Source organism: Streptomyces sp. NBC_01283 (assembly GCF_041435335.1).
Lineage (GTDB): Bacteria > Actinomycetota > Actinomycetes > Streptomycetales > Streptomycetaceae > Streptomyces.
Genome location: NZ_CP108430.1, coordinates 8918029 through 8936545, shown reverse-complemented (window position 1 = coordinate 8936545; position 18517 = coordinate 8918029). Strand labels below are relative to the sequence as shown.

Here is an 18517-nt window from a genome sequence, read left to right as displayed (position 1 = left end):
CGTGGACACCGAACACACCGAAGACACCGAAAGCCCTGACAGCACCGAGGAGTTCCTCCTCCCCCGGTCGCGGCGGGCGAACGAGCGGCTGCACGCCATGGTCCCCGGGGGCGCTCACACCTACGCCAAGGGCGACGACCAGTACCCCGAGGACCTGGCCCCGGTCATCAGCCACGGCAGCGGCGCACACGTGTGGGACGTCGACGGCAACCGCTACATCGAGTACGGCTCCGGCCTGCGGTCGGTGAGCCTCGGCCACGCCCACCCGCGCGTGATCGAGGCGGTGCGACGGGAGATCGGCCGAGGGAGCAACTTCGTCCGGCCCTCCTTCGTGGAGGTCGAGGCCGCGGAACGCTTCCTGGCCACGGTACCGACCGCCGAGATGGTGAAGTTCACGAAGAACGGCTCCGACGCCACCACCGCCGCGGTACGTCTCGCCCGCGCCGCCACCGGACGCCCGCGGGTGGCCATCTGCGGTGACCATCCGTTCTTCTCCGTCGACGACTGGTTCATCGGCACCACTCCGATGTCCGCCGGTATTCCGGCGTCGACCACTGAGCTCACCGTGGCGTTCCCGTACGGGGACCTGGCCGCCACGGAGGAGTTGCTCACCCGGTACCAGGGGGAGGTCGCCTGCCTGATCCTCGAACCCGCGGGCCACACCGAGCCTCCGCCCGGGTATCTCGCCGGCCTGCGTGATCTTGCCGACCGGCACGGCTGCGTACTGGTCTTCGACGAGATGATCACCGGGTTCCGCTGGTCCGAGGCGGGCGCGCAGGGCCTGTACGGCGTCGTCCCCGACCTCTCCACGTTCGGCAAGGCGCTGGGCAACGGGTTCGCCGTCTCCGCCCTTGCCGGGCGCCGCGATCTGATGGAGCGGGGCGGGCTGCGCCACTCCGGCGAGCGAGTGTTCCTGCTGTCCACCACGCACGGTGCGGAAACGCACTCGCTGGCAGCCGCGATGGCCGTGCAGGCCACCTACGTCGAAGAGGGTGTCACCGCGCGGCTGCACGCCCTCGGCGAGCGTTTGGCCGCCGGTGTCCGCGATGCCGCGGCCGGCATGGGCGTCGGCGAGCACATCGTTGTCCGGGGCCGGGCCAGCAACTTGGTCTTCGCCACCCTCGACGAGAACGGGCAGCCGTCGCAGGAGTACCGCACCCTGTTCCTGCGCCGGCTCCTGGCGGGCGGCGTGCTCGCCCCGTCGTTCGTGGTGAGCAGCGCGCTCAGCGACGCCGACATCGACCGCACCGTCGAGGTGGTGGCCCAGGCGTGCGCGGTGTACCGGAAGGCCCTGGACGCCACCGACCCCACCCCCTGGCTGGGCGGGCGACCGGTGAAGCCGGTGTTCCGCCGCTTGGCGTGAGGTGATGCGGCACGGCGTGACGTGACGTCAGCGATGCTCCTGCCGACCGGCGTCGGCCGTCCGGTCGGCCCGCCGGTCGGCCGTCCGGTCGACCAGCCACGCGGTCGCCGGTGTCACCGCCAGCGCCGTGCACCAGCCTCCGAGGACGTCGGTCGGGTAGTGGGCGCCCAGGGCGACCTGCGCCCAGCCCATGGCGGCACCGGCAACCAGCGCGGCGGCGAGCACGAGCAGCGTCCCGGCCGTCCTGCCGAGGCCGAGCCGGCCCGCCGCGAGCAGCGCCATCATGAGGACGAGCGCGGTGAGGAAGGCGGTGTGCCCGCTGGGGTAGGACAGGTTGTCGTCACCGTGGATGGTGCGTCCCACAAGGAACTTGAGCAGCGTCGCCGTCACGACGGTCACGCCTACTCCCACAACGACGAACACAGCTGCTCGAGGGCGCCGAAGCAACAGGCAGCCCGCCACGACGGCCACGATCAGCGTCGCCGACCCGGCGGGCTCCCCCAGGAAGTCCGTGGCCAGAGCGACGTACCGCCACGGCGGCCGCACGCTGTCCGCCGTCGGCTCGATGACCCATCTGTCCACCGTGCCGGGCTCGCTGTGGCCGGCGTACAGCACTCCGAGCAGGACGACCACCAGCGCGGCGAGGGCCGCGATCAGCCCGAGCCAGGCGCGTAGCGCGGCGGGCAGCACCGCGGGCTCCGAATCCGCTCCGGCCAGGCGATCCAACGCGAGCCCCCCGTCATGTCCGACCCACCGTCCGGCGACCCTGTTCGCCGGCCCGGCCGTCACCCTGGTCAAGGGCATCGGGATCATCCTCTGCTCGTCACCCTAACCAGCATGTTCTGATGGCGCCAAGACCACACGTCACCGAAGCCGCCCTGCCTGACGAGGAGTTCACTGCTCCATGGAGCACGTGGAGGGGCCCTGGTGCCTTACTCGCACCAGGGCCCCGAAGGAACTGCTACACCATCTGTCGGCCCTACAACTGCGCCGGCCTTATGTTTCCGCCTGCCCGGCCGAGGCGGCCGCTGTGGTCAACGGCTGCTCGCGGACACCTCGTTCGGCGCGGTGACCGCATCCGGGTCGGTGGAGCGTTGCGGCGCCGCGGAGCCTTCCGCGGGCTGGGACCTCGCCAGCCACAGGCCGGTGAACACGGCGGTGGCCAAGGTGACGGCACCGGCCGCGACGAAGGCACTGTTGAGGCCGGTCTCGAAGGAGGCGCCGCCGGATTGCCGGGTGCGGACGATGGCTCCGAGTACCGCCACGCCCAGCACCGCGCCGATCTGCCGGGTGGTGCTGCTGATGCCGGAGGCGAGGCCGCCTTCCTGCGGGCTGACCGCTTGGATCGCTGCGCCTGTCAGTGGGGACATGGTCAGGGCGAAGCCGGTGCCGACGACTGCCAACCGCCACCACACGTTCCCGTAACCGGTGTCGGCGTGCACCATGCCCAGCGCAAGCAGCCCCAGACCTGCCAGGGCCAGACCGATGGTGACCAGGATCCGGAAGCCGTAGCGGGCGGCGAACCGGCCCGCGAACGGGCTGACGATCACCATGGCGAGGGAGACGGGAAGGGTCTGCAGGCCGGCGCGCAGGATCGAGCTGCCCTGGACGTACACGAAGAACTGGGAGAAGAAGAACGACGAACCCATGAGCGCGAACCCCACCACGACCATGGCGGTGTTGGACACGGTGAACAGCCGCTGCCGGAACAGCCGCAGCGGCAGCATCGGAGCGGGGCGACGCGCTTCGACGGCGACGAACGCGGCGAGGAGGATCACCGCGGCGGTGAAGCTGCCCAGGATCACCGGCGCCGTCCAGCCGCGGGCACCGCCCTCGATCAGCCCGTAGGTCAGCGCCCCCACCCCCAGGACGGACAGCACCGTCCCCGGGATGTCGATGGCGGGGGCACTCGGATTGCGGGCCTCTTCAAGGCTGCGCAGTCCGACCACCAGAAGGACCACGCCGATGGGCAGATTGACCAGGAAGATGGCGGGCCAGCCGAAGGCCTCCGTCAGCACGCCACCGGCCACGGGGCCTGCGGCCAAGCCGATTCCGCTGAATCCGGCCCACAGCCCGATCGCCTTCATTCGTTCTTGCGGCACGGGATAGGCGGCGGCGAGCAGGGCCAGCGAGGCGGGGCTCAGCGCCGCGGCGCCGATGCCCTGCAGCACCCGTCCCGCGACCAGCCAGCCGACCGAGGGCGCGAGGGTGCACAGCACCGACGCGACGGTGAACACCGCCACGCCGATCAGGTACACCCGTTTGCGGCCGAACCGGTCGGCGAAGATGCCGCCGGACAGCAGCAGCATGGCGACCAGCAGTACGTACGCGTCGACGATCCATTGCAGACCGGTCAACTCGGTGTGCAGCCGCTGCTGCATGTCGGGCAGCGCCGCTCCAACAATCGTGTTGTCGAGCAGGACCATGAACTGGCCCAGGCAGGTCACCGTGAGCAGCACGGCCCGGTTCGATCGACTGCCTGCGGCCACAAGCGATGCGGTGATGGGGATTCCTCTCGATCGTCAGGTGCGCCCGGCCACGGTCGACGCGGGTGGCGATACACCTGAACCCTCTAACGCAGTCAGCGACTGCGTTAGGAGACTATAGGGAGGGTTACCTCGTAAACGCAAGTGCTGACTGCGTTAAGGTGGGAGGCATGAACGAGCGACAGCGAGTCCGTCGGCCCGGCGGGCGCAGCGCCCGCGTCGGCGCCGAGGTGCACCAGGCCGTCACCGACCTGATCAGCGAGCGCGGTTACGGCAACTTCACCGTCGGCGAGGTCGCGGCCCGCGCGGGCGTGGCCGACAGCAGCATCTACCGCCGGTGGGGCAGCCTGGAAGCCCTGCTCAGTGACGTGGCGCTCAACCGCCTCAATGCCCGGTCACCGATGCCCGACACCGGGACCCTGGAGGGCGACCTGCGTGCTTACGCGGCCCAAGTGGCCCGCGAGATCACCGGACCCGACGGTCTGGCGCTGGTTCGCCTGGCCGTCGCCCTGTCCAGCAACGGCCAGGAGGGCCTGCAGGCGAGTGACCACCTTCGCGCCGAACGCACGCGGCAACTGCAGTCCATGCTCGATCGCGCCCGCGAACGTGGCGAGCAAGCACCCGACGCGTTCGGCGTCCTGGACCACATCCTGGCCCCGATGTACATCCGCGTCCTGTTCGGCATGCTCCCGCTCACCCCGGACTACATCGACGGGCTGGTCGACCGATTGCTGTGACCTCACCCCAGCCTTGGGACCAGCCGCGGCCACCGCGACCCTCAGAGGGGTGGCGGTGGCCGCGGAGGTTCTGTGGTGCCGTTACGCCTTGGCCTTGATCAGGCGCCAGTCGCCGACGTTGCTCGAACGGTTCCAGTAGGCGCTGGTGCACACGTCGTACTTGCCGCCGGATGCCGTGGTGCCGCCGTTCGTCTCCAGGAAACTGCCCGTGGGCGAGTACAGGTTCCACAGGATGACGACGTCGTTGGTCCGTACGAACTGGTCGGCCGGGGCCGACGTCTGGGCGAAGATCCGCCAGCTCGCGGTGCCGACTGACGCCCGGTCCTTGTCCTTGTGGGTGGTCACGTCGTACTTGGCGGCCGCCGTCTGGTCGGGGCTGGCCCCGCCGTTGGTGTCCAGATAGCCGCCATCGTTGGCATACAGGTTGCGCAGGTGAATGACGTCCCCGCTCATTACCTGCTCGCCGGCGTTCTTGCCGGTCGCGGAAATGATCTCCCAAGTGCCGGTGCCCTTGCCCCGGGTGGGAGTGTCGGCGGTGGAGACCCCATACAGGGATCCGCTCTGGCTGCTGCCGCCGTTGGTGTCGAGGTACCCGCCCTTCCAGCCGTCGTAGCCGTTCTGGATGTGCACCTTGTCGCCGTACTTGAGCACGTCCGCCATGATGGCCCCCTCCGTCGCTGAGTGATCCCCCTGATGAACAGACCCGTCTGAAGGCCCGTCACCCAAGGGAGTAGCGAAGCAGTGCGCGACAGATGACGAAAGGGGGCTATCCGGCCAAGGCTCGTATTTAGTTTATCCCGCCACAATTACCCAGAAGGAGCGCGAGCCGCCCGAGGTACAGCGGGTAGCGGTGGCTGTCACGGGGCTTCTTGGAGAGACTCCTTGGCATGTCCGACAACTCCCTGTTCATCGCCGGCCTCACGGGTGTGACGGCGATCGCGGCCAGCTCGCTCGCGAGTTGGCTGACCAGCAGGGGCAACGCGCACGCCGCCCGGGTCCAGGTCGACGCCACCACCGAGGCGCAGCGCCGCGACGGCATCCGTCAGACCCGGCGGGCCGCCTACCTGTGCCTCATCGAGCAGGCTCAGGTCCTGGCCGACGGGCTCCGTGGAGTTGACGGCCTCTCACCCGACGCCGACGGGGCCGCCTTGGCCGCTCACCGCGACCGGCATCAGCAACTGCGCCGGGCGGTGACACTGATCGACCTGGAAGGCCCTGCCACGGTGCAGGTCGCGGCCTCGAACCTGTTGATCATGTCTGGCACCCTCTCCACCGCCCTGGCGGCCCTGACCGAAAACGCCGCCCGGGAGAACCGCCGCGAGTTCCAAGAGACGTTGCGCGCCTACATACGCCTGATCGGGCCCTTCGTCGCCGCTGCCGCCGCGGCACTGGAAGAGACGTAGGCGCGGCTGGGTCCGGAGCTCGCCGCACCCTGCAAGTGGGCCGCCCGCAGTGCGTCATGACTTGCAGCAACCGGCTGGAAAGGCCGTGTCCGCCGCGGGCGAGCGCGGGCCGGCCTGGCTCACGCAGGCCGCTTCGTCCCATCCGTGCCCCAACTCGGGCCTGACGAGCAGTAATCGAGCCGAGACGAACCCGACCACCACCCATGCGAGCCCGCCCCTGACGTGCCCTGCCCGAACCACCGGGTCCGGTCCGGGCACGGCGTGGCGTCCCGCGCGGGCGAACACCACGCCGGAGAATGCGGTCCTCGCCTGCTGCCCGCCCTCTCACCCCACAGGCTGTAGGGTCAGCACGGACCCTACAAGGCGTAGGGTCCGCTGGGGAGAGCGAAAGGGGGCAGCCATGCACTCAGTGCCCGTGCGTACGGCGCCCTGCACGTCCGGCCCTCACCACGCGGAGGTCGCTGAGGTCTGGCCCCGCGACGGACAGATCCTGCTGTGGCTGACGCTCGCCGGCGCCGAGGCCGAGCAGGCCGATCTCGTGCTCGAAGTCCGGGGCCGTGACGGCGAGATGCGCCTCCCCACGACCGGGTGCGGCAGCCGTTTCGAGGCGCGTATCCCGCTGGTCCGCCTGGCCGCCCCAGGCGGACCCCGGACCGGCGCGCCCGAAGGAGACCGCGAGTGGGTCTGGGATCTCCACCTCGCCCCCCGCACCGGCCGTGAGCGGCTGCGCCTGGGCAGGCACCTCGATGACGTCAGGGGCAAGAAGGGGATCTTCGTCTATCCGGCTCAGCGCACCGAAGACACTTGGGTGGAGCCGTACTTCACGGTCAAGGACAATCTCTCGATCCGCTGCCACCGGGGGCCCCGGTGAAGATCCGCTTCCTGCTGCTCAACGCGTACGCGGTCGGCGGCACCGTACGCACCGTCGTCAACCAGGCGAACGCGCTCGCCGAGGCCGGACACGACGTGGAGATCACCAGCGTCCGCCGGCACCGCCCTGCCCCCGTCTTCGCCCTGCACGGGCGGGTACGGCTGCGGGCACTCGTGGACGACACGGCCACCCCGGACACCGGCGCCACCATCGTCTCCTGGCCGCGCCGCCGCATCGAGGCGTGGCTGGGCGCCCGCCCCAGCCGGCTGGTGCCCGCCGCCGAGGTGAAGTACCACCGTTTCAACCGACTCACTGACCGGCGTCTCGTCCGCTACCTGCGCTCCCTGGACGGCGGCGTCCTCATCACCACCCGACCCGCCCTCAATCTGCTCTCGGCCCGCTTCACACCCGCGTCCGTCATCGGCATCGGCCAGGAGCACCTGCACCATGCCCACCACAAGCCGGCCCTGGACCAGCAGATCGGCCTCTGGTACCCGCGACTCGACGCCCTGACCGTACTGACGGAGGCGGACCGGCGCGCCTACACCGCCCGCCTGGGCAGCGACGGCCCCCGCATCATCGGCATCCCGAACCCGCTCCCGGCCGGCTCACCCGCCCGTTCGGCCCTCGACCGGCCACTCGTCCTGAGCGCCGGACGCCTGGTGAAGGCCAAGGGCTTCGACTCCCTGATCGAGGCCTTCGCGCCCGTCGCCGAGGCTCATCCCGACTGGCAGTTGAGAATCTACGGGTCCGGCCCCGAGCGCGACCGCCTGCGGTCCCTCATCCACCGGCGGCACCTCTACAACCACGTCTATCTCATGGGCAGTACGCCTCACCTGGATGCCGAGCTCGCCAAGGCCTCCGTCTTCGCCCTGGCCTCCCGGCACGAAGGCTTCGGCATGGTGCTGGCCGAGGCGATGAGCCACGGCGTCCCGCCGGTCAGCTTCGACTGTCCGCACGGGCCCCGCGAGATCATCACGGGCGGTGACGGGCTGCTCATCAGCCCCGGCGACACCACAGCCCTCACCCAGGCCGTCACCAACCTGATCGAACGGCCCAAGATGCGGGCCGAGTTGGGCGAGCAAGCCGCCTCCTCCGCCCTGCGCTACCGGCCGGAGCGCATCCGCGCCCAATGGGAGACACTCATCGCCGAGCTGGCGGCGAGGCCGGGCAGCGAGCGCCCCCGCAGCCGCCGCTGACACCGGACCCTACGCGCCGTAAGGTGAAGGCATGGCAGGCAAGGACCCCCGCGGCATACCCGGACGACACAGCGCCACCGGTTCCGAACGGCGCGGCGCGGGCCAGCTGGAGAGCGAGGTCCTGGCCACCCTGTGGGCCACCGACGAGTCCCTGACACCGGGCGAGGTCCAGGCCGAACTGGGCAGCGGCCTCGCCTACAACACGGTGCACACCATCCTCCGGCGCCTCTACGACAAGGGCCTGGTCATCCGCGACGCCCACGGCCGCCGAGGCTCCTACCGCCCGGCGAGGAACGCCGCCGAGAGCACCGCCGATGCCATGCACCAGGCCCTGGACCGCGGGCCGGACCCCATCGCCGCGCTCCAGCAGTTCGTCAGCGGACTCAGCCCGGACGAGGAGCGCGCCCTGCGCGACTTCCTCGCCGGGGACCACCCATGAGACTCGACGTATACGTCCCCCCTCGCTCTCTCCATGCTGCTCGCCGCGATCAGCACGCGCATCGCCCGACACCTGGTGCCCGCCCCCGCCACCCGAGCCCTCACCCTCGGGGCCGCCGACGCCACCGACGACCTGGTGGAACTGGTGGCCGGCGCCCTGCCCTGGTGAATCCCCGTCGTCAACCCTCGTATGAGCGTGTTGACTTCCTCGTATAGTGCAGATTCACTAGAGAGCAACTGGTGCCCTCACACTATGCGGCCATGAGGTAGTGATGCTGCAGCCGACAACCGGGGGACCCCTCCGCGGGAAGGGCTTATGGGACCGTGCCGCGCGGATGCGCGCCGCACGTGAGCACGGAGAGGTGCGGGACGCTGTGACCTTTTACCCGTTCACGTCGCAAGCCGTTGTTCGATCGGGCATCGCCCGAGTGACTCTCGTGGGCGAACTCGACCTGGACACCGCACCCTTCGTCCGGGAGGCGGTCGCGGAGTGTCTGGCGAAGCAGCCGACGAGTCTCTGCCTCGATCTGACCGGCATCTCGTTCTGCGACTGCGCCGGCCTGAACGCCTTGCTCACCGTACGGATCTCCGCTCTTCAGGCAGGCGTGGATCTTTACGTCGAAGGGGTCGGAACGCAGGTGGCGCGGCTGCTCTCCCTCATCGGGGCCGACGACATCTTCACCGAGGGGAACACACCGGCGAACGCGACGCCGGCCCGCTCCCCCTCGGACACGATCGCCACTGGGCGTGATGCGGCGGTGGCCATCGACAAGTCGCCTCTCCGGGACCTTCTGGCATGATCGTGCAATCCGCCACCTGCAAGGATGCACTGATGCCTTCACCTCCCCCGCACAGCCGTACGATCAGAGTCCTGCTGGTGGAGGACCACGACATGGTGGCCGAGGCGATATGCCTCGCCCTGGAGCGTTCACCCGACCTGCGGATCGTGGGCCACGCGACGTCGGTGGCCTCGGCGCTGACCGACGCGAGACGATGCGAGCCGGATGTCGTGCTGATGGACCGGCGCCTGCCGGACGGTGACGGGGTCACCGCCATTGCCGATTTGCTGGTGCTCATGCCGGACGTGCGCGTACTGGTCCTGGCGGGCGAAGGGAGCGGGTCGGTGGCCGCGCGTGTCGCGGAGGCGGGCGGGGCCGGTCTGATCCTGAAGGCCCGCGGACTGAGCGAGCTGGAGGACGCCGTACGCCGGGTGGCAGCGGGCGAAATGGTGTTCAGCCAGGACCTGTTGGGCGACGTGCTGGGCCGACTGACCGGCAGGGTCCCGAGTCTGGGCGCGAACCTGACCCCGCGGGAGCGGGAGGCACTTCAGCTGCTGGGGCAAGGGCACACCACCACGGAGATCAGCGATCAGCTGGGGGTCGCTCTCAACACAGGGCGCAACCACGTCCAGCGGGTGCTGGAAAAGCTGGGCGCGCGTTCCCAGCTGGAGGCCGTGACGATCGCGCGACGTGAAGGGCTTCTCACGTGACGCGGGAGCCGCGACAGCAGAAGCGGGCGCGGAAGCAGGCGGCTCCGATGTCGGAAGCGGCTTTCACACTGCTGGTTCAGGGCGTGCTGGACTACGGCATTTTCATGCTCGACCCGCAGGGCCACATCGTCAGCTGGAACGCGGGGGCCGAGCGGATCAAGGGATACACGGCCGAGGACATCGTCGGACAGCACTTCTCGGTCTTCTACCCGCCCGAAGACCAGGCCTCCGGCAAACCGAAGTGGGAGCTGGAGACCGCCGTGGCCGACGGCAGACTGGAGGACGAGGGCTGGCGGGTCCGCAAGGACGGATCCCGGTTCTGGGCGAACGTGGTCATCACCGCCCTGTGGGACGACGACGGCGTACTGCGGGGATTCGGCAAGGTCACCCGTGACATGTCCGAACGGCGGGCAGCGCAGCATGCCCTCAGCGAGCGACGACGGTTGTTCGATCACCTGGTCCAGGCGCAGGAGACGGAACGACGCCGCATCGCGTGGGATGTCCACGACGACTCCATCCAGGCCATGGTCGCCGTCGGAATGCGGCTGGAATTGCTGGCGGACCGAATTCCGGAGTCGTACTCCGCCGAACTGCGGCGTCTCGACGCATCGGTGCGCGAGGCGATCGGCCGCCTCCGCAGTCTGACCTTCCGGCTGCATCCACCCGGCATCGACAGGCACGGCCTGGTCGAAGGCCTTTCCAGCCACTTGGAGGACGTCGTGGGCTCCTCGTGGGGGATGGCCTACTCGTTCGAGCACCAGCTGGACCGCGATCCCACGCCCGAGACGGCCATCACCATCTTCCGCATCGTCCAAGAAGCACTGCTGAACGTGCATAAGCACGCGCGCGGGAGCAGGGTCGACGTCAGTGTCTCGTCCGCTGACGGGGGCATCGTGACGCGGGTCGCGGACGACGGAACCGGCGTGCCGGTGTCCCGGGACGACACCCGCGATCATTTCGGCGTCATCGAGATGCGGGAGAGAGCCGAGACAGCGGGCGGGTGGTGGTCCATGCACAGCCGCCCCGGAACGGGAACGACAGTCGAGTTCTGGGTACCGAACCCACTTCCGACCCCGACATCGACCCCGACATCGACATCGACATCGACATCGACATCGACATCGACGGATGATGCGCCGTGAGCGCGGCGGCCGAGGACGGCTGCCCACGTTCACTCCTCAGTGTGATCCTGTGTGATGACAACACGATGCTCCTGGAGATCCTGAGCGAGGTCGTACAAGCACAGCCCGATCTGGAGGTCGTCGGCACAGCGCGCAACGCCGAGCAGGCGCTTGAACTCGCGTATCGCCATCAACCGGACCTCGTCATCCTGGATGTCCGCTTCCCCGGTGGCGGCCACTCCGTCGCCAAGGGCATCGCACGGTGTTCACCGGACAGCCGAATCGTGGCGTTCTCCGCGTATGACGACAAGGGCTCCATGGAGCAGATGAGGAACGCCGGCGTTCTGGAGTACGTGCTCAAAGGCGCGAGCAATCGGGAACTCCTCGCCGCTCTGCGCCGGGTGGCAGAACCTCGATGAGGGCCGGCTGAGTCCATTTCGCGGGCAGTTGGACGACGAGCCGGGGTTAAGCGCGGTTACGGGGGTAGTCGGTCCGCGTGAGGCCGGGCTGCTCGGGAGCAAGGCGGACTGTATGGGCCAGACAGCGGGCGATGACGGACAGCCGCCGATATCGACAAGGTCCGTGTCGGTTTCCCAGCTGTTCGAGGACGACGAGGGCATCGCACCCGCGCGGCATCTGGCCCGGGCCTTCCTGGCGGACGTGCGATCCGTTCACGGGCTTCCCATGTCCGGCCGGGCCATGAGCATGGTGGAACTGGTGGTCAGCGAGCTGGTGACCAACGCCCGCAAATATGCCCCGGGGCCATGTCTGCTCAGCCTGGAGGTGCAGGGCGACGTCATCGAAGTCACCGTACGGGACGGCAACGTCGTCCTCCCCGCGGTTTCGGCGCCGGATCCGAGCCGCATCGGACAGCACGGCCTGGAAGTCGTGATGGCCGTGTGCCGGAACTTCCACGTGCACCAGGAGCCGATGGGCAAGCGCATCACGGCGACACTCGGTCTTGCCGACGACCCGGACGTGCGTCCGGCCGACAGCCACCCGTGAACGGAAGCCGACAGCCGCCTGTGAACAGAAGAAGAGCCCCGGCCTCAGGGCCGGGGCTCTCTCGTGATCACCACTCAGCGGGCCTGCGCCAGCTCCCAGGTCATGGCCGCCGCGTCAAGACCCGTTCGTACTCCGTGGACGACCTCGCCGGGGCTGTGCGGGAGGTTGATCCGTCCGTTGTCGCCGGGGACGTCGTCCGCCTCGGCGGGTCCGGCCGTGGCAAGGGCGGCAGCGGCAAGGGTCAGGGCAACGACGGCGCGTTTGGTGTTCTTCATGCCTAGCTGAACGATCATGAGGGGCTCAGGATGCGTTCGCCCCGCAACTCAGTTCATACGCCAGTCGACCTGGCGTCACGCGACGGCGGTCCCCTCCAGCTCGACCAGCTGCCCGGGGATCGCCAGCCGCGTCACCCCGAGCATCGTGGTGGTCGGCGCCACTCTCGCGGCGCCCAACCGCGCCGCAAGTACGCCGTAGTGCTGGAAGAGCACATCGATGTCGGTGCTGTAGACGTTGAGCCGGACGAGGTTCGCGAGAGACATCCCGGCCTCCCCCAGCACGGCCTCCAAGTTGTCGATGGCCAGCACCAGTTGTGCCGCCATGTCGCCCTCATGCTGGGGCTTGCCGTCACTGCTCATCGCCGTCTGCCCGGAGCAGTACAGGGTCCGTGTGTGCCCAGAGACCACCTCGCCCTGGTTGAATCCCATCTCCTGCGACCACGTCACCGGGTTGACTGCCGTTCGTTCCATTGCCACATCCATTTCAGTCGGTTCATCGGGAGCAGGAAACAGGGAGTACGGACGTCCGTCGGCTCGGTGGCCGCCGGCCTCGACGTCATGGAAACGAGCCTCCCAACAAATCACGACACCCTTGGTCATGTATTTGGATAACCTCTCCGCATGCGTGCCGACCGGCTGGTCTCGCTTGTGCTGCTGCTGCGCCAACGCGGTCGGCTGACCGCGGACACGCTGGCCCGCGAGCTTGAGGTGTCCACCCGCACCGTGCTGCGCGACATCGAGGCACTGTCCACGGCGGGCGTCCCGGTCCATGCCGAACGCGGTCGGCACGGCGGTTTCGCGTTGCTGCCCGGTTTCCGGACCGAACTCACCGGCCTGAACCACGACGAGGCCCTTGCCGTGCTGACCGCCGGATCGGGACGCGGCGAGCAGGCGTTCGGCCTCGGCTCGGCGCTCGCCTCGGCGATGCGGAAGGTGGTGGACGCGCTGCCCGAAAGCCACCGGGTCACCGCGAGCGACGCGGCCCAGCGCATGCTCGTCGACCCGGAGACCGACCTGCTCTCACGCCGCCTTGTCACCGAGGAGGTGGCCGACACCACCATGATCGAGGTCCGGCGCGCGGTGCTCGCCGGACACAAGCTGCGCATCCACTACGCGGCCACGGGCCAGGCGCCACAGTGGCGCACGGTGGATCCGGTCGGCCTGGTCACCGTACGAGACCGGGCCTATCTGCTTGCCACGAGATCCGGTGCGGACCGCACCTACCGGCTGTCGCGGGTGCTGGCCGCCGAGGAGCTCCCCGAACCGGCGCAGCGACCGGACGAGGTCGATCTGGACCGGGTCTGGCGGGAGCGCTCGGCGCGGTTCCTGTCCGGCAGCGAGCACATCACCGTGCTGGTGCGGGTGAACCCGGTACGGCGGGAGGACCTGCTGGACACCGCGCTGGCCGTCCGTGCGGAAGAACCCGACGCGGACGGCTGGCTGCGGCTGGAGGTGACCTTCCAGGATGCACGGCACGCGGAATGGGCACTGTGGCAGCTCAGCTCGGATGCGGAAGCCCTGACCCCGCAGTCGCTGCGTACCGCCCTGCGCAACCGCGCCACCATGATCGTCTCCCGCTATGGAGACCCGTCCTGAGCGCCCGGCGGGGCCACTGGATGGACCAAGCGACCGATTTGATCATCCTCCGGGCGGGTAGCAGGGCGACATGGTCACCGACAGCGCCACTCCCCCGAGCGGATACGTGCAGCCCGACGTCGACGTACCGGCTCTTGCCGAGTTGCTCGACGGCGAGTACGCCGAGGTCCGCAACCTGGTCCGCACCAACCTGACGACGTACGCGGGTGTACTGGACGACGCGGAGCAGCTCGGCTTCGACGAGTTCCGCGAGCGCGTGCGTGAGCTCGTCGTCGAGATGGCGGCAACGGGCCAGACAGGCATGGGCTTTCCGAAGGAGTACGGCGGGGGCGGCGACGTCGGGGCGTCGATCGCCGCGTTCGAGACGCTCGCGTTCGGCGATCTGTCCGTGCTGGTGAAGGTCGGCGTGCAGTTCGGGCTCTTCGGCGGCGCGATCCTGCACCTGGGCACGGAACGCCACCACGAGGCCTACCTGCCGCGTCTGATCACCGGGGAGCTGATGGGCTGCTTCGCGATGACCGAGACCGGACACGGCTCCAATGTCCAGGCGCTCGGCACGGTGGCCCGGTACGACGCCGAGAGCCGGGAGTTCGTCATCACCACCGGCGCGGACCAGGCGCGCAAGGACTACATCGGCAACGCGGCCCGGCACGCCGAGCTGGCGGTCGTCTTCGCCCAGCTGGAGGTGGCCGGAGAGCACCAGGGCGTCCACGCGTTCGTCGTACCGATCCGCGTGAACGGCGAGGTGGCCCCCGGCGTCCGGATCGAGGACGACGGCCGCAAGATGGGCCTCAACGGCGTGGACAACGGCCGCATCTGGTTCGACGGCGTACGCGTGCCGCGCGAGGCGCTGCTCAACCAGTTCGCCGACGTCACACCCGAGGGCGTCTACCAGAGCCCGATCGACAACCCCGACCGCCGCTTCTTCACCATGCTCGGCACGCTGGTGCAGGGGCGGGTCAGCGTGGGCGGCGGCGCCATCAACGCCAGCAAGGTCGCCCTGGCGATCGCCACCAAGTACGCCGTGCGCCGACGCCAGTTCCAGGCGGCCTCGGACACCGAGGAGCAGGTGCTCCTCGACTACGGCATGCACCAGCGCAGGCTGCTCCCGCTCATCGCGCGCACCTACGCACTGCATTTCGCCCAGGACGTCGTGCGCACGCAGTTGCACGAGGTCTTCTCGGGGATCAATGACGACGAACTCGCACGACGTGAGCTGGAGGCGCGGGCCGCGGGCACCAAGGCGCTCGGTACCTGGCACGCCACCCGCACGATTCAGGAGTGCCGCGAGGCGTGCGGGGGCGCCGGTTATCTTGCCGTCAACCGGTTCGCCGCCCTGAAGGCCGACAGTGACGTCTTCGCCACGTTCGAGGGCGACAACCACGTGCTGCTTCAGCTGGTGGCGAAGGGCTTGCTGACTCACTACGCGAGCGAGTTCGAGAACCTGGACCAGCTCGGCATGGTCCGGTACGTCACCAACCTCGCCGTCGAGACGGTCATCGAGAAGACCTCGGCCCACAAACTCCTTGAGCGGGTACGTGACTTGCTGCCCGGCGGCGACGAGTGGGATCAGGAAGCGGGCCTGTTCGATTCGGAGTACCAGCTCGCCATGCTCCGCTTCCGCGAGGAGCACATGCTCGCCGGTGTGGCGCGGCGGCTCAAGCGCGGGATGGACCAGAAGACCCACCCCGGTGTCGTCTTCTCGCAGGTGCAGGACCATGTCATCGCGGTGGCCCACGCACACGTCGAGCGGCTGGTGCTCGAAGCGTTCGTCGACAAGACGCGCCGTCTGCCCGACGGCGACAACAAGGTCGCGCTGGGGCTGCTGTGCGACCTCTTCGCCCTTTCCACGATCGAGGCGGATCGCGCCTGGTTCATGGAACACGGCCGTCTGACGACGCAGCGTTCCAAGGCGATCCGCCGGGAGGTGAACGACCTGTGCCGCAGGATCCGGCCGCTCGCCACCGACCTAGTCGACGCCTGGGGCATCCCGCCGCAGATGCTGCGCTCGCCTGATCTGGTGGGGTGACCAGAGGGCGCCGGGGGGTCCAGTGGCGGCGTACTGAACGGCGTCCTCGCCTGTCAGCGGCACCACTCACCATCAGGGCATTCATGCGTGTCATCGCCGTCGGGGCGTCCCGCGCGGAGGGGTAGTCACTCAGCCCACGGCATGCGGGCGAAGGACCATGAGTGAGTCCTCCAGGGTCGCCACCATGGCGAAGGGGAAGCGGTCGAGCTCGAGACAGAGCGCGACGTCATCAGGGTGGACTCCTTGACGCACCCCCTCCCTCAACTCGGCGGCGGCACGGGACTCCCCGGCGCGGCGGAGGAAATCGGCTGCGTCCGCCCCGGTGTCGGTGGTCCTCCGAGCGATGTACTGGGCGCACGCCAGGTCTTCGTCGGCGTGCCCCTCTTCGCCGGTGACCACGAATGTGACGCTGTCGCACCCGCGCGTGCGCAAGGTCTGAGCCGTTGCCTCGGCGACCACGAAGCCGGCACACAGCACCAGCGAAGCCTCCTTGACCGCGAGGGCGCCGACCGTGCCCGCCGTGGTCTTCTGCACGACGGTCCGGCCGCCGAGGTCGGTGGACCGCAGCAGGCCCGGCGAGTTGACCGCGTCGAACCCGGGTGCGGGCGGACCGTCCTTGAGTGCCAGCCAACCCGGGTGACGGGCCTTGAGCGACAGGGCTTCGTCCAGCGACTCGGCAAGGACGATCTTTTCCGCCCCTCGGGCAAAACCCCAGGCAGCCACCGTGAAAGCACGCATGACGTCGACCACGACCGCCACGGACGGAGCTTCGACGAGATCACCGATGCCAAGGAAACGACTCTCCATCGGATCATGATCGCGCATGGGCGACCCGAAGCACCCGGCCCGTGGTGGGCGTCACATCAACAGTCCTGAGGTTCAGTGATCAGGCTGCCGCAGGTTCCCTTCCCTTGCTCACCTGTTCACCGTGACGCGCCGGAACCGACCGTCGGCAGGAAGCGCGGTGCGCGCCAGGCCTTCAGCCGGTGCTCCACCGCGGCTCCCAGCGAGAGGAGCTTGGTGTCCTGGCGGTCACCGGCCATCAGGAGCACACCGACGGGCAGTTCGTTCACGGACCCGGCAGGTACCGAGAGGGACGGATACCCGGCGACGGCCGCGGGGGTGGAGGACGGGATGACGTCGTTGTCGCCGCGGGCGCAGTCGGTCGTCCAGGCGGGCGGGTTGGTGGGCGCTGCAATGGCGTCCAGGTGATGGGAGGCCATGGTCTCGTCGATGGAACGCCGGGAGAGGTCCTTCAACTCGGCACGCATCGCCCGGTACTCGGGGTCGGTGGTGGGCGGGGCGGCGAGGGCCTGCTCGAACAGCTCCTGGCCGGCGAAGCAGCTCTGTTCCTCCGGGTGGGTGCGGTTGAACTCGATCAGCTCGGCGAGGTTGCGGGGGCCCTCGCGAGTGCCGAGGTAGGCGTCGATGTCCCGGTGGAACTCGCTGAGCAGCGCCGGGAATTCGAGTTCGGCGAGCCGTGCCTGGTACGGGGGTGTCACCTCGACGACCACGGCTCCGGCCGTGCGCAGCTTCTTCGCCGTGCGGGTCATCACCGCGTCCACGTCGGATCCGAGCGAAGGCAGGCGCCACAGGCCGATCCGCTTGCCGCGGAGGTCGGCGCTCCCGCCCTCACCGCGCGCGGCCTTGCGTTCGCTCAGCACCGAGAGGGTGAGCGCGGTGTCGGTCACGTTGCGTGCCATCGGCCCGGCCGTGTCCTGCTCGGCGGAGATCGGCACCACGCCCGACTGACTGACCAGGCCGAGGCTGGGCTTGTGGCCGACGACGCCGTTCATCCCTGCCGGGCACACGATGGACCCGTCCGTCTCGGTGCCGATCGCCACTTGCGACAACGACGCGGCGAGTGCCGCGCCGGAACCGGCCGACGAACCGCAAGGATTCCGGTCGAGGACGTAGGGGTTGTTGGTCTGCCCGCCCACTGCCGACCACCCCGATGTCGGCTTCGCACCACGGAAATTGGCCCATTCGGACAGGTTGGTCTTGCCGAGGATCACCGCCCCCGCCTTCCGCAGCCGGGTCACCAGCGCGGCATCGGTGTGGGGCGGGCTCCCGGCGAGCGCGAGCGACCCGGCGGTCGTCGGCATGTCACGGGTGTTCACGTTGTCCTTGAGCAGAACGGGGATGCCGTCCAGCGGCCCAAGGGTCTTACCGTGTCTGTGCCTTGCGTCGCTGGCGGCGGCCTGGCGCAGAGCCGTCGGGCTGGTGCGCAGCACCGCGTGAATCTTGGGATCGACGTTCTCGATGCGCCGCAGGTAGGCCCTCGTCAGCATCGTGGGAGTCAGCGAACGCTTCGCCATGCGTGCCTGTAATTCGGGGATCGTCACGGTGTCCAGGTCGACCCCGAGGCTGTGCGACGACCCGTTCGTCGGCGACGAGTTGCCGGTGCCGTGCCCGGCGGCTTGCGCACCGGCATTCGGTACGCCGGTCAGAAGGGACCCCGCGACAAGGGCGACGGTCATTGCGGCAATGCTCCTGTTCCTCATG

The 18517-nt window shown here is 69.2% G+C and carries 21 protein-coding genes; 14 read left to right on the top strand and 7 right to left on the bottom strand.

Annotated elements, in window-relative coordinates; all coding sequences use genetic code 11:
- Position 1 precedes the first annotated feature (1 nt).
- Positions 2–1363, top strand: coding sequence for a glutamate-1-semialdehyde 2,1-aminomutase (locus tag OG302_RS40400; protein WP_371749726.1), 1362 nt, complete (start codon positions 2–4; stop codon positions 1361–1363).
- A 27-nt stretch (positions 1364–1390) separates the two neighbouring features.
- Here OG302_RS40400 and OG302_RS40395 read toward each other — a convergent pair whose 3' ends face one another.
- Both OG302_RS40395 and OG302_RS40390 read right to left on the bottom strand, forming a co-directional pair.
- Entirely contained in the window at positions 1391–2167 is a 777-nt protein-coding gene (locus OG302_RS40395) for a phosphatase PAP2 family protein (RefSeq protein ID WP_371749725.1), read from the bottom strand.
- A 230-nt stretch (positions 2168–2397) separates the two neighbouring features.
- The gene (locus tag OG302_RS40390) at positions 2398–3822 is read right to left on the bottom strand and encodes a DHA2 family efflux MFS transporter permease subunit (protein ID WP_371749724.1); all 1425 of its coding nucleotides are present in this window, start codon (positions 3820–3822) and stop codon (positions 2398–2400) included.
- A gap of 197 nt (positions 3823–4019) precedes the next feature.
- On the opposite strand from OG302_RS40390, the gene OG302_RS40385 reads away from it, so the two are divergent.
- On the top strand, positions 4020–4586 hold the full coding sequence (locus OG302_RS40385) for a TetR/AcrR family transcriptional regulator (protein WP_371749723.1): 567 nt from the start codon (positions 4020–4022) through the stop codon (positions 4584–4586).
- Positions 4587–4667: 81 nt separating this feature from the next.
- Here OG302_RS40385 and OG302_RS40380 read toward each other — a convergent pair whose 3' ends face one another.
- On the bottom strand, positions 4668–5246 hold the full coding sequence (locus tag OG302_RS40380; RefSeq protein ID WP_371749722.1) for a hypothetical protein: 579 nt from the start codon (positions 5244–5246) through the stop codon (positions 4668–4670).
- Between the two features lie 227 nt (positions 5247–5473).
- On the opposite strand from OG302_RS40380, the gene OG302_RS40375 reads away from it, so the two are divergent.
- The 10 genes from OG302_RS40375 to OG302_RS40330 all read left to right on the top strand — a co-directional run bounded on the left by OG302_RS40375 (position 5474) and on the right by OG302_RS40330 (position 12112).
- Entirely contained in the window at positions 5474–5989 is a 516-nt protein-coding gene (locus OG302_RS40375) for a hypothetical protein (protein ID WP_371749721.1), read from the top strand.
- Positions 5990–6389: 400 nt separating this feature from the next.
- A complete protein-coding gene (locus tag OG302_RS40370) occupies positions 6390–6860 on the top strand; it encodes a hypothetical protein (RefSeq protein ID WP_371749720.1) in 471 nt (156 codons plus the stop codon).
- Positions 6857–8059 carry a glycosyltransferase family 4 protein gene (locus OG302_RS40365; protein ID WP_371749719.1) on the top strand — a complete coding sequence of 401 codons (1203 nt, stop codon included), beginning with the start codon at positions 6857–6859 and terminating at the stop codon, positions 8057–8059. The genes OG302_RS40370 and OG302_RS40365 overlap by 4 nt, the downstream gene beginning before the upstream one ends.
- A gap of 31 nt (positions 8060–8090) precedes the next feature.
- Positions 8091–8498 carry a BlaI/MecI/CopY family transcriptional regulator gene (locus OG302_RS40360; RefSeq protein ID WP_371749718.1) on the top strand — a complete coding sequence of 136 codons (408 nt, stop codon included), beginning with the start codon at positions 8091–8093 and terminating at the stop codon, positions 8496–8498.
- Positions 8499–8531: 33 nt separating this feature from the next.
- Positions 8532–8666 carry a hypothetical protein gene (locus tag OG302_RS40355; RefSeq protein WP_371749717.1) on the top strand — a complete coding sequence of 45 codons (135 nt, stop codon included), beginning with the start codon at positions 8532–8534 and terminating at the stop codon, positions 8664–8666.
- 103 nt (positions 8667–8769) lie between these two features.
- A complete protein-coding gene (locus tag OG302_RS40350; RefSeq protein WP_371749716.1) occupies positions 8770–9297 on the top strand; it encodes an STAS domain-containing protein in 528 nt (175 codons plus the stop codon).
- Between the two features lie 32 nt (positions 9298–9329).
- Entirely contained in the window at positions 9330–9986 is a 657-nt protein-coding gene (locus tag OG302_RS40345; RefSeq protein WP_371749715.1) for a response regulator, read from the top strand.
- Positions 9987–10033: 47 nt separating this feature from the next.
- Positions 10034–11128 carry a PAS domain-containing sensor histidine kinase gene (locus tag OG302_RS40340; RefSeq protein ID WP_371749714.1) on the top strand — a complete coding sequence of 365 codons (1095 nt, stop codon included), beginning with the start codon at positions 10034–10036 and terminating at the stop codon, positions 11126–11128.
- Positions 11125–11526, top strand: coding sequence for a response regulator transcription factor (locus OG302_RS40335; protein ID WP_371749713.1), 402 nt, complete (start codon positions 11125–11127; stop codon positions 11524–11526). The genes OG302_RS40340 and OG302_RS40335 overlap by 4 nt, the downstream gene beginning before the upstream one ends.
- Before the next feature lie 112 nt (positions 11527–11638).
- Entirely contained in the window at positions 11639–12112 is a 474-nt protein-coding gene (locus tag OG302_RS40330) for an ATP-binding protein (protein WP_371749712.1), read from the top strand.
- A gap of 74 nt (positions 12113–12186) precedes the next feature.
- On the opposite strand, the gene OG302_RS40325 is transcribed toward OG302_RS40330, so the two are convergent.
- Together OG302_RS40325 and OG302_RS40320 are read right to left on the bottom strand one after the other, a co-directional pair.
- On the bottom strand, positions 12187–12387 hold the full coding sequence (locus OG302_RS40325; RefSeq protein ID WP_371749711.1) for a hypothetical protein: 201 nt from the start codon (positions 12385–12387) through the stop codon (positions 12187–12189).
- A 75-nt stretch (positions 12388–12462) separates the two neighbouring features.
- Complete coding sequence (locus OG302_RS40320; protein ID WP_371749710.1) at positions 12463–12858, bottom strand: RidA family protein; 396 nt, start codon at positions 12856–12858, stop codon at positions 12463–12465.
- Positions 12859–13008: 150 nt separating this feature from the next.
- Between OG302_RS40320 and OG302_RS40315 the strand changes: the two genes are divergently transcribed.
- A complete protein-coding gene (locus OG302_RS40315) occupies positions 13009–13983 on the top strand; it encodes a helix-turn-helix transcriptional regulator (RefSeq protein ID WP_371749709.1) in 975 nt (324 codons plus the stop codon).
- 70 nt (positions 13984–14053) lie between these two features.
- Positions 14054–16012, top strand: coding sequence for an acyl-CoA dehydrogenase family protein (locus tag OG302_RS40310; protein ID WP_371749708.1), 1959 nt, complete (start codon positions 14054–14056; stop codon positions 16010–16012).
- Positions 16013–16141: 129 nt separating this feature from the next.
- Here the strand turns inward: OG302_RS40310 and OG302_RS40305 are convergent, their stop codons facing one another.
- Positions 16142–16819, bottom strand: a complete 678-nt coding sequence (locus OG302_RS40305) for a 2-phosphosulfolactate phosphatase (protein WP_371749707.1) — start codon at positions 16817–16819, stop codon at positions 16142–16144.
- A 116-nt stretch (positions 16820–16935) separates the two neighbouring features.
- Positions 16936–18516: an amidase family protein gene (locus OG302_RS40300; protein WP_371749706.1), complete on the bottom strand. Its 1581-nt coding sequence runs from the start codon at positions 18514–18516 to the stop codon at positions 16936–16938.
- Between the last annotated feature and the right edge of the window lies 1 nt (position 18517).